Consider the following 16109-nt stretch of genomic DNA (forward strand, 5'->3'; position numbering starts at 1 on the left):
CTAGGCCATTCGTCCGAATGGGTCAGCCGCCGCGACTCGGCCAGAATCCAAGGCCAGACCGCACGGCAGAGCCGGGCCAGGATGGCCGCGGACGCCAGGCGGGCCGGCAGGGGGGTGTGGTGGTGGCAGGCTGGTTACCAGGAACGCACAGGTGGCGGCGATGGTTCGTCCTCGCGCTGCTGCTGCTCGTGCCATGGCGCGCCATGCCGCAGCCCGCGGCCGCGATGGAGGCGGCCTGGTGCGCGGCGCGGCCCGGCGACACGCCGGCCGGCGTGCTGGCCGCCTTCGACCGCGGCGAGCTGCGCGCCTTCGACCCGTCCGCGATGACTCCCATCCTCAATCCCGGCGAAGCCGCCTGGGTGGTGCTGCGGCCGCTGCCGACGCCGCTGGTCGAGGAGCGCGCGCTCACCATCGAACCGCCGCCGCTGACGCCCGTGACCCTGTACGCGCGCGGCGAACCCGCGCGCCGGCTGGCCCTGGACGATTTCGACGCGCCGCTGCACGGCCACGGCCGGCTGGCCTGGCGCATGCCGGCCGACACGGGCGCCACCGCGCCGATCCTGCTGCGCTTCGAAGCCAATGCCGCGGCCAGCGCGCCGATGCGCTTCGGCTTGCAGCCCTGGGCCGACTATCTGCGCGACGACGCCGGCTGGCTGATGTTCGCCAGCGCCTGCTTCGCGGTGATGCTGGCGATGGCCGCGTTCGCGCTGTGCCTGGCGCTGATGCTGCGCGACGCCACCTTCGGCTGGTATGCCGGCTATGTGTGCTGCTACGCGGCGATCCAGGGCATCCAGACCGGCTATGTGTTCCATCCGATGGAGTGGGCCTGGCTGGCCGGCACCGCGCAGGTGGCCGCGCCCACGGCGGCGCTGCTGTCACTGGCCTTCGCCGCGGTGTTCGTGGCGCGCTTCTGCGATCTGCAGCGCTTCGCGCCGGCGCTACACGCCACCACGCTGGCGCTGGCGCTGGGCGCGCCGCCGCTGGTGCTGATGCGCAGCAGCCATATCGATGCGCTGATCGCGCCGGCCCGCGCCCTGCACTACCCCATGCTGCTGATCGGCGCGGTGCTGCTGCTGTGCGCCGGCGTGGTCGCCGCCGTGCGCGGCTCGCGCAGCGCGCGCTATTTCCTGCTCGGCTTCACGCCGCTGCTGGCGCTCACCGTGCTCGACAGCGCGCAGGCCAACGGCGCCCTGCCCGGCATGGGCTGGCTGGACGATGCGGCCCTGGCCGCCGGCGCGGTGCAGGCGGTGGTGCTGGCGCTGGGCCTGGCCGACCGCGCGCTGGCCATGCGCCACGACACCGACGTGGTGCGCGAACTGGCCGACGTCGACGCGCTGACCCGCGTGCTCAACCGCCGTGCCCTGAGTGAAAGCCTGCAGGCGGCGATGTCCTGCCACGGCGAGCCGCTGGCCCTGCTGTTCCTGGACCTGGACTGCTTCAAGTCGCTCAACGACAGCCAGGGCCACCACGCCGGCGACTGCGCGCTGGCCGCCGTGGCCGCCGCGCTGCGCCACGAGCTGCGCCCGCAGGACCTGCTCGGCCGCCACGGCGGCGAGGAATTCCTCGCCGTGCTGCGCGGCGTGGAGCTGCCGCAGGCCATCCACGTGGCGACGCGGCTGTGCCGGCGCGTGCACCGGCTGGAAATTCCCGTGGACGGCCGCCAGCAGCTGCTGACGGTCAGCATCGGCATCGCCATGCACCGCGCCGACGATACGGTGGAAACCCTGGTCGAGCGCGCGGACCACGCGATGTACCGCGCCAAGCTCGAAGGCCGCAACCGCGTGCGCGTGGACGAGAAGCTGATGGCCTGCCGCTCGCGCGAGCGGGCGGCGCTGCGTTCGACGGAGCAATCCTGAACCGCGGACGCGCCGGCATGCGCCTCGCGCCACGGCCATCGATCAGGCACTCTGGTAGAGCCATTGCTTCAGCGCCGCTTTTATCTTCGCGTCGGGCCGGCCCAGCCAGGTGAGCTCGTCACGGCTTTCGTCGGCGCCGCCGTCGTCAAGATCGGACCGGTCGCGGCGGGCCCGCGCGAACACACCCCACATCGCATGGCTCTTCTCGTCGTACGCCAGCACCAGACGCTCGGTGGCGCAGTCGTGCGGCTTGCAGCCGTGCGCGACGAGCAAGGTCCGGCCGTCCGCCCGCATGTCCTTCGCGGGCGCGGCGGTGCCGCCGTCGCGGGTCCATGCAGGAAGCGCCTTGATTCCGGCGAGCGCCTCGAAGGCGATGGCGAAATCGGCCCGTTCCAGCAGATCGGACAGATAGGGGCCAAGCACCGATACTTCCGGCCCGGCTCCGTCCGCCGGCTCTGCATCGATCCCCATCGGAAATGCCGCCGATACACTGCCGCCATGCGCCGGAGCGGCAGGGATGATCGGACTGGCGACCCGCACCCTTACCTCCCGGTCCCCATCGTCCTGCGAGCAGGCGGCGATAGCGAGGACCGAAGCGATCACGAAAGCCCGAGCGGGCATGTTCATGCTGATTTTCCTTCCACGGCGGATACGGCAGCTTGTTGGTGCAGGCTGCGTGAAAAGCACCGCACCATAGCCACCGCCATCGCACCGCGTCGGCAGGAAAATTCCAGTGGCCGCGCCAGGCCGCGGCCGGCATCGGGCATCACTCGGGGTAGTACAGCCTCTTCTTCAAGGCATCCTTGAACTGATCGTCCGGCTCGCCCAGCCAGCTCAGCTGGTCGTTGCTGCCGTCGCTGACATCGGCCGGCGCTTCGCCCTGGCGCCGCGCGAACACGCCCCACATCGCATGCGTCTTCTCGTCGTACAGCAGCACGATGCGTTCGCTCGGACAGTCGTGCGGCTTGCAGCCGGCGGCGGCGAGCAGGCTCTTGCCGTCGACCGCGACTTTCTGCGCCGGCGTCGACGTGCCGCCCTGCTCTGTCCAGTCGGGCAGCTCCTTCGCGCCCTTCAGCGCATGGAACGCCGCGGCGAAATCGCTCTGCTGCAGCAGGTCGAACAGATACGGGCCAGCCGAAGCCGGCGTGGCGGCGGAAGACGCGGCAGCGGCACTGCTGCCGGGCGCGGGCGCCAGATTGCTCGCGGCAGCGGTGGCGGTGGTGGATAGGGCCGGCGTCGACGGCGAGGTCGCCGGGTTATCCGCGGTGTCGTCCTGCGAGCACGCGGCGACGGCGAGGACCGAGGCGATCACGAGCGCGTGAACGGCATGTTTCATGGCTGCCTCCCTTCGTTATTCGTTCGAAGGACTTCGACCATACGGCGCGAGGGCTGAATCGCCACCCTTGCGGTCCCATGCCGTGAACCAGATCACGTGCATCGTGCGGTTGGGGTTCGCCTGCGGCTCACCCCAACCTACGCCATGCGGTCGGCCGCGGCCACGATCTCCGCTTCGCCCGGCAGGACCAGCAACGCGGCACCGGCCAAAGGCGTGTACGTGTCGGCGCCCACCACGCGCTGCAGCGGCGTCGCGCCGCAACCTCCTTCGACGATGGCGGTGATGATGCCCTCGCCCACGCCGGCGCTGCGGCGGCCTTCGTCGAGCACCAGGATGCGCTTCGCACTGCGCGCCTGCTCCACGATGAACGCATCGTTGAGCGGCGCCAGCCAGCGCAGGTCCACCACGCGCGTGCGCCAGCCGCGTTTCTGTTCGATCTCGCGCGCGGCGCGCAGCGCCATCGGCACGCCGTTGCCGAAGGTGAACACCACCAGGTCGTCGGCGTCCTGTTCGTAGACGCGGCCTTCGCCCAGCGGCAGCGCCTCGCCCGGGGCGGGATAGGCGTACTGCCACAGGCCGTCGCCGGCTTCGTACAGGTCCTTGGTCATGTACAGCGCGATCGGCTCCAGGAACGCGCACACGCGCCCGTCCACCTTGGCCAGCGCCATCAGCGTGCGCAGCATGGCCGCTGCGTCATCGCCGCGGCTGGGGCAGCCCACCACCAGGCCGGGGATGTCGCGCAGCGCGGCGATCGAGTTGTCGTTGTGGAAGTGGCCGCCGAAGCCCTTCTGGTAGCCCAGCGAGGCCACGCGCATCACCAGCGGATTGCGGTACTGGTCGTTGGAGAAGAACTGCAGGCTGCAGGCTTCGCCGCGGATCTGGTCGCAGGCGTTGTGGAAATACGCCAGGTACTGGATTTCCGGCATGGGCAGCATGCCCATGTTGGCGTAGCCCTGGGCCAGGCCCAGGATCACCGTTTCGTCGAGCAGCGTGTTGAACACGCGGTTGCCCTTGAAGGTCTTGAACAGGCCCTTGGTCACCGTGTACACGCCGCCCTTCAGCGCCACGTCCTCGCCGAACAGCAGCGACTCCGGATACTTCGCCATCACGTCGTGCAGCGCCTGGCCGATCTGGATCGCCAGATGACGCGGCGGCTGCTTCTCCGGCAGCTTCTCTTCGCCGCCGAACACCTCGGCGCGGCGCGCGGCGTAATCGGCGCGTTCGGCTTCGGCCTTCACCGCGGCCGGCGTGTACGGCGCCAGCGGCTTCATCACTTCGGCCAGCGTGCCCAGGCGCGGACGGCGGTCGGCATCTTCGGCGGCGGCGAAGCACTGCTTGCGCGTGGCTTCGTACAGCTCCAGCAGCGACTCGCGCGTGTACAGGCCCGAAGCGAGCGCGATCTCGGCCGAGCGCAGCAGCGGGTCCGTAGCTTCCAGCGCGAACAGCTCCTCCACGCTGCGCCACTCGATCTCGAAATCGGTGCCGGCGTGGCCCATCACGCGCGTGGTGCGCAGATGCAGGAAGGTCGGGCGGCGCGTGCGGCGGCAGTGCTCCACCGCGGCCTGCACCTGGCCGTAGCCTTCGGCCAGGTCCAGGCCGTCGGCGTAGAAATAATCCAGGTCCGGGCGCCGGCTGAAATTGTTGGCGATCCAGCCGCTGGGCGTCTTCACCGAGATGCCGATGCCGTTGTCCTCGCACACGAACAGCACTGGCGCGGGCAGCTTCTGGTAGGCCGTCCACCCTGCCGCGTTGAACGCGGTCTGCGCGGTGGCGTGATTGGAGGAGGCATCGCCGAAGGAGCAGATCGCGATGCTGTCCTCCGGCACCGGCAGCGTGTGGCCGATGCGGCGCGCCTGTTCGATCGCCACCGCGGTGCCGAAGGCTTTCGGCAGATGCGAGGCGATGGTCGAGGTCTGCGGCAGCACCCACAGCGGCTTGCTGCCCCACACCTTGTGGCGGCCGCCGGAGGCGGGGTCTTCCATGCTGGCGGCGAAGGACAGCGCCGAATCCATCACCGGATCCATGCCCGGCAGCTTGCGGAAGCGCTCGGCCATGAAGCCGCCGGAGCGGTAATGCAGGAAGGCCGGATCGGTATGGCGGGTGAGCCGCGCCACCATCGCATTGCCTTCGTGGCCGCTGGAGCCGATGGTGTAGAAAACCTTGTTTTGCACGCGCAGCACGCGGGCCATCAGGTCCAGATGGCGCGAGATCAGCTGCGAGCCGAGCAGGTCGCGGAAGCCCTGCGCGTCCAGCGCGCTGCCCGGCAGCACCGGCTCGCCGTCGCGCGGCGCGGCCTGCGCCTGGCCCTGCCAGAGCTGTACGAACTCGATGAAGTTCTGGTCGACGATCTCGGCGCGGTTGAAGCCTTTGTGGCGGGCATTCAGGGAGAACGGAAGCGCGGTCATGGCGTGTCGGGTTCGGTAGGAAGGGAAAGAAGGAAACGCTGGCGTCAGCTCGCGGTGCCCGGCAATGCGCGCAGCAGCGCGGCGCGATGCAGGTCTTTCGGGCGGGCGAAGCTTTCGAGGATGCGGATCTGTTCGGGGATGCTGGGCACGGGCACGTCCAGGCCGGCGACGCGCACCTGCACGGTCTCGTGCACCGCCACGGGCTGCCAGCCCTGCCCCGCGTTGAGTTCCAGCGCACCCATCACTTCCACCGGCATGCCAGGAAAGCGGAAGCGCGCGAAATGCGAGCGGAAGCGTTCGGCGCCGGCGGGTTCGTAGCTGGCTTCGAGGCGGTCGCGCCAGGCGTCCGTGAGGCGCGCGGCATCGGCGGCGCTGGTGAGCAGGTCGAGGTCGGCCACGCTGACATCGGCGCCGGCCAGGCGGGCGGCGGCGCTGCCGATCAGCTGCCAGGGGTCGCGGCACAGCTGCCGCAGCTGCGGCACGGCGTCGAGGATCACCTGCTCCAGTGCGTCGCGCATGCGGCTCGTCAGGCGCGCCGGCGGCGGCGCCACTCCTCGCGGCTCTGACCCCAGATATCGATGGCCACGTCCTGGAACGGCTCCGGCAGGCGGCCCGGGCCGCGCTTGCGCGAACCCAGGCGCATGGCCAGCGCCTGCGAGGCGGTATTGGCGGGGTCGATGCTGTGGATCACGTCGGTCCAGCCCAGATGCTCGAAGGCCCAGTCCATCGCCGCCGCCGCGCCCTCCGCCGCATAGCCCTTGCCCCAGGCCGCGCGCGCCAGGCCCCAGCCCACTTCGGGGCCGGGCCAGCCTTCCGGCTGCCAGGGGCCGAGCCGGCCCAGCCACTGGCCGGTGGCCTTCTCGATCACCGAGAACATGCCGTAGCCCTGGATCGACCAGGCCCCGACCATGGTCAGGAACCCGCGCCAGGCCACCGCGCGCGGCTGCTGACCGCCGATGAAGCGGGCCGATTCCGCATCGGCCATGTTCGCGGCCCAGCCGTCGAAATCCTCGGCCCGCGGCGGACGCAGCAGCAGGCGCTCGGTTTCGATGCGCAGTTCGACCCAGGCGGTATCCGGCGCCCCCATCGGCGTCAGAACGCGTTGATGCCGGTGAGCTCGCGGCCCACCACCAGCTGGTGCACGGTTTCCGTGCCCTCGTAGGTGATCACCGATTCCAGGTTCAGCGCATGGCGGATCGCCACGTGCTCGGTGGTGATGCCGGCGCCGCCCAGGATGTCGCGGCATTCGCGCGCGATGTCGATGGCCATGCGGCAGTTGTTCCACTTGGCCAGCGAGACCTGGGTCGGCTGCATGGTGCCGGCGTCCTTCAGGCGGCCCAGCTGCAGCGACAGCAGCTGCGCCATGGTGATGCGGCGGGCCATCTCGGCCATCTTCAGCTGCACCGCCTGGTTCGAGGCCAGCGGCCGGCCGAACAGCACGCGCTCCTGGGTGTAGTCCAGTACTTCCCTGAGGCAGGCCTGGGCGGCGCCGATCGGGCCCCAGGTGATGCCGTAGCGGGCCTGGGTGAGGCAGCCCAGCGGGCCCTTCAGGCCCTTTACGTTGGGCAGGCGGTTGGCTTCGGGCACGCGCACGTTGTCGAAGAACAGCGCCGAGGTGACCGAGGCGCGCAGGCTCATCTTCTTGTGCACTTCCTGGGCGGTGAAGCCCTGGGTGTCGGTGGGCACGATAAAGCCCTGGATGCCGTCCTCGGTCTGCGCCCACACGATGGCGATGTGCGCCAGGTTGCCGTTGGTGATCCACATCTTGGCGCCGTTGATGACCCAGTCGCCGCCGTCCTTTCTGGCGTTGGTCTTCATATTGGCCGGATCCGAGCCGCCGTGCGGCTCGGTGAGGCCGAAGCAGCCGATGATCTCGCCGGCGGCCATCTTCGGCAGGTAATGCAGCTTCTGCTCCTCGGTGCCGTAGGCGTAGATGGGGTACATGCACAGCGAGCTCTGCACCGAGGCGAAGCTGCGCAGGCCCGAATCGCCGCGCTCCAGCTCCTGGCAGATCAGGCCGTAGCTGACCCCGTTCATGCCGGCGCAGCCGTATTTCTCCGGAAGGGTGGCGCCCAGCAGGCCCAGGCTGGCGATGTCCGGCACCAGTTCCTTGGGGAAGCGGCCCTGGTCGAACGCGTCGCCGATGATCGGCAGCACGCGCTCGTCCACGAAGCGGCCCACGGTGTCTTGCACCATGCGCTCCTCGTCGGTGAGCAGCGAGCGGACGTCGTACAGGTCGAGCGGGTTCAGGCGGGCGGACATGCGGATGTTCCGTGCGGTCGGTGGGAAGCCGCCGATTCTAGCGGGGCGGTTCGGGCCGGGTCATGACGAGGTGCAGCAGATGTGCCTCTGCCCCCTCTCCCCTGCGGGGAGAGGGCCGGGGTGAGGGGGACCTACGGAGCGGTGAAGCGGCACGGGTTAAGCGTGCGTCGCTTCGTCGAACCTTTATCGCGAGCACCCACCCCTCATCTGCCTGCCGGCATCTTCTCCCCGCAGGGGAGAAGAGTTCGGCATTCAAGGCCGCTTATGGGACCATGACCCTTTCCCCTTCCACCCCTCCCCATGCTCAAAGGCGTCCTCCTCGGCTTCGCCTGCTACGCCGCCTACGCGATCAGCGATGCCTTCGTGAAATCCCTGCACGGCGGCCTGCCGGCCTTCGAGGCGGTGTTCTTCGGCGCCGTGCTGATGCTCAGCGCCCTGCCCTTGATCCGGCGGCCGGGGGACCGCTGGATCGAGGTGTTCCAGGCCCGCAAGCCGTCGCTGTGGTGGATCCGGGCGGTTTCCGGCGCCGTCTGCAATATCACTGCCGTGATCGCCTTTACCGCGCTGCCGATGGCCGAGGCCTTCGCGTTGATCTTTCTGTTGCCGATCTTCGTCACCCTGCTGTCGGTGCTGTTCCTGAAGGAGCACGTGGGCTGGCGCCGCTGGTCGGCGGTGGTGGCGGGCTTCCTGGGGGTGCTGGTGGTGCTGCGGCCGGGCTTCCGCGCGCTCGGCGTCGGGCACCTGGCGGCCATGACCTGCGGCCTGTTCGGCGCGGTGTCGGTGGTGGCGCTGCGCATGGCAGGCGCGCACGAGAAGCGCATCAGCCTGTACGGCGCCGGCGTGATCGGCCCGCTGCTGACGGGCGGCGTGCTGATGCTGCCGCATTTCGTCTGGCCCGATGCCCATCAATGGCTGCTGCTGGCCGGCTATGGCCTGCTCGCCGGACTGGCCGGCGTGCTGCTGATGCTGGCGACCCAGCATGCGCCGGCCAACCGGGTGGCGCCGACCCAGTACAGCCAGATGCTATGGGCGATCGGCTTCGGCTATTGGCTGTTCGGCGACCGGCTGGACTGGCCGATGCTGATCGGCATCGGGCTGATCCTGGGGTCGGGGCTGTTCACCCTGGTGCGCGAGGAGCGCGTCACGCCGTGGTGGCGGCGAACTAAGCTGGTCTAGTTCATATCTCGCGCGGGGGGCCCGCGCTCAGCTTCATATCGCGCGGGAGGCCCGCGCTCAGGCTCATATCGCGCGGGGGGCCCGCGCTCAGCTGTTACTGACCCCGTGCGGCACGTGCCCCGCCGCCACGTATCTGCGCGCGGACTCGATATTGGCCGGTGAGTCGTCGAAGAAGATGTCCGCGCCGAAGGCTTCCAGGAACGGGCCCTTGTCGCGTCCGCCGAGGAACAGCGCTTCGTCGATACGCACGCCCCAGCGGCGCAGCGTGAGGATCACGCGCTTGTGCGCCGGTGCGGAGCGTGCGGTGACCAGTGCGGTGCGGATCGGCGAGGTCTCCGCCGGAAACGCCGCCTGCAGCCGATGCACCGCGGTGAGAAAGCCGCGGAACGGCCCGACCGACAGCGACTCCTCCGCCCGCTCGCGTTCGTTGCGGTGGAATGCATCCAGCCCTTCCTCGCGCGACACCCGCTCGCCTTCGTCGCCGAAGATCACCGCATCGCCGTCGAAGGCGATGCGCAGCTGCTCGGTCGCACGCGGCGGCGCCACCGACGGCAGGATGGTGGCGGCGGCCACGCCGGCGGCGAGCGCGCGGCCGACGTCCTCGGCGTTGGCGGACAGGAACAGGTCGGTCTTGAACGGTGCGATGTAGTCCGATGTCGGCGCGCCGCTGGTGAATGCCGCGCGGCTGATGTCCAGGCCGTAATGCTGGATCGCATTGAAGATGCGCAGCCCCGTATCGCCGGAATTGCGCGACAGCAGGATCACTTCCACCGGAGGCACATTGCCGCCGAGCTTGTTCAGGCCCAGCAGCTTCTGCACCAACGGGAAGGCCACGCCGGGCTTGAGGATCTCGTTCTCGTGGTCGATCTGGAACGCGCGGTAGGCATCGAGCCCGTCGCGCTCGAACAGCGCGTGGCTGTCGCCGAGGTCGAACAGCGCGCGCGAGGAAATCGCCACCACCAGGCGGTTGTCGCTGGCGGCTTTCGGATCGTGGGCGTCGGGGTGCGGGGTGGTCATGGCGTGATTGTGCACGTGATCAGTCCGGTGCGAACTGCTCATCGAGGATGCGCTGTTCCAGATTGTGCTCCGGATCGAACAGCAGGCGCACGCCCGGCCCCGCCGACTGCCGCACCGTCACCGAGCGCACGTCGCGCACTTCGTGGAAATCCGCGGTGGCGCTGACCGGCCGTTTGTTCGGATCGAGCACGCGCAGGCTGACCTGGGTGCGGTGCGGCAGGATCGCCCCGCGCCAGCGGCGCGGGCGGAACGGGCTGATCGGGGTGAGCGCCAGTACATTGGCATCGAGCGGCAGGATCGGGCCATGCGCGGAAAGGTTGTAGGCGGTGGAACCGGCTGGCGTGGAAACCAGGATGCCGTCGCACACCAGCGCATCCAGCTTCACGGTTTCGTTGAGCTTGATTTCCAGATGCGCGGCCTGGTTGCTCTGGCGCAACAGCGAGACTTCGTTGAAGGCCAGCGCGTGGTGCTTCTCGCCCTTGGCGCAGACCACGTCCATCTCCAGCGGATACAGCACCGCCGCATGTGCCCGCTCGATGCGCCCGGGCAGATCGTCCACGCGATGCTTGTTCATCAGGAAGCCGACGCGGCCGAGCTTCATGCCATACACCGGGATATCCAGCGGCAGATGCGCATGCAAGGTGCGCAGCATGAAGCCATCGCCCCCCAAGGCCACGATCGCCTGCGCCTGCTCCGGCGGCACCTCGCCGTAACGCTCCACCAGTTTGCGGCGAGCCTGCTGGGCGACCGAGGTTTCGCTGGCGACGAAGGCGTAGGCCATGGGGGCGTGGGCGGCGGTGGACGGGCCGCCAGTTGAGCCTAGATGGGCGATGGGTGCAAGAGCTGGCGCGGCCAGCGATGGGCCAGTCCTGGTTTTTTCCGGTTCATTGCCGCCGAGCGGATTTCTACGATGCACATCCCTCATCGCACCCGGCGTGCGTGCGCGAGGTTCCTTCGATGCCCAGCTACCGCCAGGTGTGCGGTAGGCGTTGGCGCGTGCACGCACATTCGAATCAAGTGGAGATGCTTTAAGTGAATACGATCTACAAGGTTGTACGGAATGCTTCGACCGGCAAGTGGGTGGTGGCATCCGAGCTTGCCCGCTCCCGCGGCAAGAAGCACCAGAAAATCCATCTGACGAAAGCCGCAATCATCAGCATCGGCATGCTCATGGCTGCAGGAATGGGTTCGAGCGCGACCGCCGGTACGACGAACACTCTTTTCGTCAACGACGGGACTGACACCGGCTGTGGCGCTTTCAATGAATCTTCCGGAACCCAGGTTGGCTCCACCAGTGGCGGAAATGCACCTTGCTCGGTTCAAAGCATCGCTGAACTCAAAGCCACCGGCGCAGCCGCCGGTACGGTGGTCATCAATGGCTATGGCACGTTCATCAACGGCAAACTATCGATTGACGGCGTGTTCGACCTGAACTCGCACAAGATCACCTCACTCTCGGCCGGCACGAATGCCTCCGACGCGGTGAACCTGAGCCAGCTATCGCCAGTGGTTAATGCCCTCGGCGGCGGCGCCAAGATCGATGCCACCACTGGCGTGGTAACCGGTCCGACCTACAATCTGACCAATGGCGGCACGCAGACCACGGTGGGTGGTGCGCTGACTGGCTTGGACAACGCCATCACCACAATCAACAGAAACTACAAAGTCAACTCTTATCCCAACACGGCTGATGCGATCGCCACCGGCACCGGTGCCATTGCGATAGGCGGCGGGGCGATCTCGGGTAAGGAAACGGGCACCGTGGACTCCATTGCCATTGGCCTTAAAGCCAAGGCAGATGCGAACAACGCCATTGCGCTGGGTCGACTGGCGCAAGCCAGCGGAGCGCACTCGTCGGCTCTTTCCGACAGCGCCAAGGCTCTCAGCGACGACTCGCTGGCAGTTGGTTACAGCGCCTCTGTGGCCGCCACAGCCACAGGCGGCACCGCGCTGGGTGCTAATGCGTCGGTCGGTGAGAACGCTACCGGTTCGGTGGCACTCGGCAAGGATTCGACCGCCACCGAAGCCAACACCATCTCCGTCGGCAACAGCACCACCAAGCGCAAGATCGTCAACGTCGCCGCCGGCACGCTGTCGGAGACCAGCAACGAAGTGGTGATCGGCTCGCAGCTCTACGCCACCAACCAGAACGTCACCACCAACGCCAACAACATCAGCGCCCTGCAGAGCCAGATCAACAACGGCTCGGTCGGCCTGGTGCAGCAGAACGCCACCACCAAGAAGATCACGGTCGCATCGGAGGTCGAAGGCGATACCGTGGACTTCTCCGGCAAGAAGGCTGGCGCCGCGATCTCACGCAAGCTCACCGGCCTGAGCAATGGCGAGTTGTCCAGTACCAGCACGGATGCCGTGACGGGTGCGCAGCTGTACGCCACCAATCAGAACGTGACTGCCAACAGCAGCGCTATCGCGTCCAATACGAGCAACATCAGTTCGCTGCAGACCCAGATCAACGACGGTTCGATCGGCCTGGTCAAGCAGGACGCCACTACCCAGGCGATCACCGTTGGCGCGGCGGGCGGCGGTACCAGCATCAACTTCGCCGGCAGCGCCGGCGGCCGCGTGCTCACGGGCATCGCCAACGGCACGGCCGACAGCGATGCGGTGACCATCGCGCAGTTGAAGGCCGCCGGCCTGGTCGACGGCAACGGCAAGTCGCTGCTGGCGCTGGTCTACGACGACCTGACCATGGGCAGCGCCATGCTCGGCGGCAGCAAGGGTACGGTGATCCGCAACCTGGCCAACGGCTCGGTGGCGCACGGCAGCATGGAGGCGATCAACGGCGGCCAGCTGTTCGACTTCCAGCAGGACGTGCAGAACCAGATGAATGCGCTCAACGGGCAGATCAATGCGCTCAACGACCAGGTGAGCCATATCCAGGAAGGCATCAACAACGGCTCGATCGGCGGCACCGGCACCGGCGGCGACAGCGCCTCGCTGGGCGTGGGCGCCAATGCGTCCGGCGATCACAGCACGGCGGTGGGCACGGGCTCGAACGCGTCCGGCGCCGGCAGCACGGCCACCGGCGCGGGCTCCAGCGCCTCCGGCGACAACAGCACGGCCAATGGCGCCAACGCCATCGCCTCGGGCGGCAACAGCACCGCCAATGGCAACGGCGCGCAGGCCACCGGCAACGACAGCACGGCCAGCGGCGCTCATGCCATCGCCTCGGGCGAGGGCTCGACCGCCAACGGCACTAATGCAGTGGCTTCCGGCAACAACAGCACGGCGCTGGGCTCCAACAGCAGCGCCACCGGCAGCAACTCGGTGGCCCTGGGCGCCAATTCCAGCGCCGACCGCGACAACACCGTGTCGGTCGGCTCGGAAGGCAACGAACGCCAGATCACCAATGTGGCCGCCGGCACCCAGGCTACCGACGCCGCCAACTGGGGCCAGGTGCAGGACGCCGTGCACGGCGTGCAGGACTGGGCGACCCGCCGCTTCGAGCAGGTCGACGGCCGCATCGACCGCATGGGTGCGATGGGCGCCGCCTATTCGCAGATGGCCTTCAGCGCGACGGGTGTGAACACGCCCAACCGCGTCGGTGTGGGCGTAGGCATGCAGGGTGGCAAGTCGGCGGTGGCGCTGGGTGTGTCGCACCAGTTCTCGCCGAACGTCAACGTGTCCTTCGGCGGTTCGGCCTCCGGCAAGGAGGCCTCGGTAGGCGCCGGCATGGCGATCGGCTGGTAAGCAGCAGCAAGCGAGGGCAGTCCCTTGGGCCGGCATCGAAAGATGCCGGCCTTTTTTTTGCGTCCGGCATTCGGCGGTTATCCGTTTGGCTCCATTCCGGTACGCGCGCGGGCGGTTCTGCGAATGGCGCGACCACCGTCACCGCCGTCAGCCGGCGCACGGACGAGCATGGCCACGCTGCTGCCGACTGGGCAGGGGACATGCCACTCGTGGGGGCAAGACACGAGGAAGCGAACATGGCCAGCGGCAGCAGCGCTTATCGCGAACAACCCGTCGCCCGGCGCCTTGCGCCCGCGCGGCGGCGTTGCGCGCCTTCTCCAAGCACCGTTCACCTACTCGCAAGCGCTACCCATGAGTCCCAGATACCCGATCCGCCTCAACCGGCACGGCACGCCATGCGTGCATGCCACGCGCCATACCGGCCGCGGTGCCGCCAGACGCCCGGGCCAAGGCGGCGACCTGCTCGCCGTCGGCTTCGGCGCCCTGGCTTTATGCGTCACCATCCAGATCCGCGCCAACGTGCTCGAAATCTGCGACGGCAACACCGCCACCACCATCACCGCAGGTTCCACCGCGAAAGTCGGCAAATGCAACGCACAGGGAAAGAACGGCACCACCTTCCTGCTCGCCAGCAACGGCGATGGCGCGGCGGTGCACGGCCATGACAACGGCACGCTGACCCTGCGCGGCAACAACGGCGTGCAGATCCACGGCCAGGCCTCGCTCAACGGCAACAAACTCACCAGCCTCGCGGCCGGCACCGCCGACGCCGACGCGGTGAACTTCGGCCAGTTGCGGCCGTTGCAGGATTCGCTGAAACAAGCGAGCGGCACGCTGGGAACCTTGGAGAAAAACCTCGGCGCCGCCAGCAGCAGCATCGCCAGCCTCAGCACCGGCCTCGATGGCGCCAACAAGCATATCGCCGGACTCAAGAGCGGCCTCGATACCAGCAACAGCAGCATCGCCAGGCTCAGCGGCAACCTCGACACCGCCAACAGCCACCTGGCCGGCCTCAATAGCAGGCTGGACACCAGCAACGGCAACATCGCCAGGCTCAGCAGCCACCTCGACACCGCCAACAACGATCTGGTGAATCTGAAGAGCGGCCTCGCCACAGCCAGCAGCAGCATCGCCAGGCTCGACAGCGATCTGGGCGCGAGCAACGCCCATATCACCCGCTTGCTTGGCGTACTCGGCGGCGGCGCCACGGTCGATGCCGCCGGCAACGTGGTGCAGCCCATCTACAGGATCCAGGGCCGCGAGCACACCGGCGTGGATGGCGCGTTGAATGCGCTCGACGCCGGCCTGGATAACGCCAACGCCCATATCGCCAGGCTCGACGGCGGCTTGGGCAACGGCTCCGCCGGCCTGCTGCGGCAGGCCGCGCCAGGCGAGGACATCATGCTGGCCAAGGATCTCGATGGCGAACGCCTGAATATCGCCGGCAGTTTCGACGATGCGACCGCGGGCGGCGGCACGGTGAAGAAGATCAAGGACCGCCGCCTCACCGGACTCGCCGCCGGCAGCGCCGACAACGACGCGGTGAATCTCGGGCAGCTCAAGGACAGCGGTCTGTTCGATCGCGATGGCACCGCGCGCCACGCCGTGATCTACGACGGTGCGGACAAGGCGACGGTGAGCCTCGGCGGCAGCGGCGGCACCGTGCTGGCCAATGTCGCTCCCGGCCTGATCGCCGCCGGCAGCACGCAGGCGGTCAATGGCGGACAGCTCCACACGCTGCGCGAAGACCTGCAAGGCCAGCTGCATGGACTGGACGGACGCGTCGGCCAGCTGGAAACATCCGGTGCCGGTACCGGCCATCACGACGACACGTCCCGCACCGCCAACGACACCGCGACAGCCGCTCCGGCCAAGAGCCAGAACGACAACGCCAACCATCGCGCGGAAACAGGCACCGCCAGCCACACCGTGGCGGACCGCGGGCACACGGCATCGTCAACTCCGGCAGCGCAACCCCGCCCGATCGCCCACGTCGCCCCCGGCACCGCACGCACCGACGCCGCCAACTGGGGCCAGGTGCAGGATGCCATCGGCGACGTGCGGCACTGGACCCGCCGCCGCTTCGCGCAGATGGATCGCCGCATCGCCGGCATGGGCGCGATGGGTGCGGCGATGGCGCAGATGGCGTTCAGTGCGCAGGGCCTGGCGAAGGCCAACCGCGTGGCCGTGGGCGTGGGCAGGCAAGGCAGCCGCTCCGCCGTGGCGCTCGGCTATTCGCACCAGCTGCATGCGAATCTCAACCTGTCGCTGGGCGGCGCGGCAAACGGCGACGACACCTCGATGGGTGCCGGCCTCGCACTGGGCTGGTAAGCGCGGCCCGCCAAA

General features: G+C 68.5%; 12 protein-coding genes. 4 read left to right on the plus strand and 8 right to left on the minus strand.

What is annotated here, in order from left to right; translation table 11 throughout:
• The first annotated feature begins 203 nt into the window (after nt 1-203).
• Nucleotides 204-1856: a diguanylate cyclase gene (locus tag FHW85_RS06180; RefSeq protein WP_168647674.1), complete on the plus strand. Its 1653-nt coding sequence runs from the start codon at nt 204-206 to the stop codon at nt 1854-1856.
• A gap of 42 nt (nt 1857-1898) precedes the next feature.
• Here the strand turns inward: FHW85_RS06180 and FHW85_RS06185 are convergent, their stop codons facing one another.
• The 6 genes from FHW85_RS06185 to FHW85_RS06210 form a co-directional block, all read right to left on the minus strand.
• Complete coding sequence (locus FHW85_RS06185; protein WP_168647675.1) at nt 1899-2483, minus strand: Ivy family c-type lysozyme inhibitor; 585 nt, start codon at nt 2481-2483, stop codon at nt 1899-1901.
• Between the two features lie 139 nt (nt 2484-2622).
• Nucleotides 2623-3192, minus strand: a complete 570-nt coding sequence (locus FHW85_RS06190; protein WP_168647676.1) for an Ivy family c-type lysozyme inhibitor — start codon at nt 3190-3192, stop codon at nt 2623-2625.
• 137 nt (nt 3193-3329) lie between these two features.
• Complete coding sequence (locus FHW85_RS06195; protein ID WP_168647677.1) at nt 3330-5597, minus strand: thiamine pyrophosphate-dependent enzyme; 2268 nt, start codon at nt 5595-5597, stop codon at nt 3330-3332.
• A 44-nt stretch (nt 5598-5641) separates the two neighbouring features.
• Nucleotides 5642-6115 carry a hypothetical protein gene (locus tag FHW85_RS06200; protein WP_168647678.1) on the minus strand — a complete coding sequence of 158 codons (474 nt, stop codon included), beginning with the start codon at nt 6113-6115 and terminating at the stop codon, nt 5642-5644.
• An 8-nt stretch (nt 6116-6123) separates the two neighbouring features.
• The gene (locus tag FHW85_RS06205) at nt 6124-6684 is read right to left on the minus strand and encodes a GNAT family N-acetyltransferase (RefSeq protein ID WP_167255607.1); all 561 of its coding nucleotides are present in this window, start codon (nt 6682-6684) and stop codon (nt 6124-6126) included.
• Nucleotides 6685-6689: 5 nt separating this feature from the next.
• The gene (locus FHW85_RS06210) at nt 6690-7859 is read right to left on the minus strand and encodes an acyl-CoA dehydrogenase family protein (RefSeq protein ID WP_168647679.1); all 1170 of its coding nucleotides are present in this window, start codon (nt 7857-7859) and stop codon (nt 6690-6692) included.
• Between the two features lie 300 nt (nt 7860-8159).
• Between FHW85_RS06210 and FHW85_RS06215 the strand changes: the two genes are divergently transcribed.
• Nucleotides 8160-9035 carry a DMT family transporter gene (locus FHW85_RS06215; RefSeq protein WP_168647680.1) on the plus strand — a complete coding sequence of 292 codons (876 nt, stop codon included), beginning with the start codon at nt 8160-8162 and terminating at the stop codon, nt 9033-9035.
• An 87-nt stretch (nt 9036-9122) separates the two neighbouring features.
• On the opposite strand, the gene FHW85_RS06220 is transcribed toward FHW85_RS06215, so the two are convergent.
• Nucleotides 9123-10052, minus strand: coding sequence for a 5'-nucleotidase (locus FHW85_RS06220; RefSeq protein WP_168647681.1), 930 nt, complete (start codon nt 10050-10052; stop codon nt 9123-9125).
• Nucleotides 10053-10071: 19 nt separating this feature from the next.
• Nucleotides 10072-10833 (minus strand): NAD kinase, encoded by a 762-nt coding sequence (locus FHW85_RS06225; protein ID WP_168647682.1) that lies wholly within the window; start codon nt 10831-10833, stop codon nt 10072-10074.
• Between the two features lie 638 nt (nt 10834-11471).
• On the opposite strand from FHW85_RS06225, the gene FHW85_RS06230 reads away from it, so the two are divergent.
• Nucleotides 11472-13763 (plus strand): YadA-like family protein, encoded by a 2292-nt coding sequence (locus tag FHW85_RS06230; RefSeq protein WP_343203675.1) that lies wholly within the window; start codon nt 11472-11474, stop codon nt 13761-13763.
• Between the two features lie 351 nt (nt 13764-14114).
• Complete coding sequence (locus FHW85_RS06235; protein WP_168647684.1) at nt 14115-16094, plus strand: YadA-like family protein; 1980 nt, start codon at nt 14115-14117, stop codon at nt 16092-16094.
• Nucleotides 16095-16109 lie beyond the last annotated feature (15 nt).

Source organism: Dyella sp. SG609 (assembly GCF_012275375.1).
GTDB classification, from domain to species: Bacteria; Pseudomonadota; Gammaproteobacteria; order Xanthomonadales; family Rhodanobacteraceae; genus Dyella_D; species Dyella_D marensis.

Coding starts and splice junctions, on each gene's coding strand:
- FHW85_RS06180 (WP_168647674.1), top strand. CDS start 204: ATGCCGCAGCCCGCGGCCGCGATGGAGGCGGCCTGGTGCGCGGCGCGG.
- FHW85_RS06215 (WP_168647680.1), top strand. CDS start 8,160: ATGCTCAAAGGCGTCCTCCTCGGCTTCGCCTGCTACGCCGCCTACGCG.
- FHW85_RS06210 (WP_168647679.1), bottom strand. CDS start 7,859: ATGTCCGCCCGCCTGAACCCGCTCGACCTGTACGACGTCCGCTCGCTG.
- FHW85_RS06190 (WP_168647676.1), bottom strand. CDS start 3,192: ATGAAACATGCCGTTCACGCGCTCGTGATCGCCTCGGTCCTCGCCGTC.
- FHW85_RS06185 (WP_168647675.1), bottom strand. CDS start 2,483: ATGAACATGCCCGCTCGGGCTTTCGTGATCGCTTCGGTCCTCGCTATC.
- FHW85_RS06205 (WP_167255607.1), bottom strand. CDS start 6,684: ATGGGGGCGCCGGATACCGCCTGGGTCGAACTGCGCATCGAAACCGAG.
- FHW85_RS06220 (WP_168647681.1), bottom strand. CDS start 10,052: ATGACCACCCCGCACCCCGACGCCCACGATCCGAAAGCCGCCAGCGAC.
- FHW85_RS06225 (WP_168647682.1), bottom strand. CDS start 10,833: ATGGCCTACGCCTTCGTCGCCAGCGAAACCTCGGTCGCCCAGCAGGCT.
- FHW85_RS06200 (WP_168647678.1), bottom strand. CDS start 6,115: ATGCGCGACGCACTGGAGCAGGTGATCCTCGACGCCGTGCCGCAGCTG.
- FHW85_RS06195 (WP_168647677.1), bottom strand. CDS start 5,597: ATGACCGCGCTTCCGTTCTCCCTGAATGCCCGCCACAAAGGCTTCAAC.
- FHW85_RS06235 (WP_168647684.1), top strand. CDS start 14,115: ATGAGTCCCAGATACCCGATCCGCCTCAACCGGCACGGCACGCCATGC.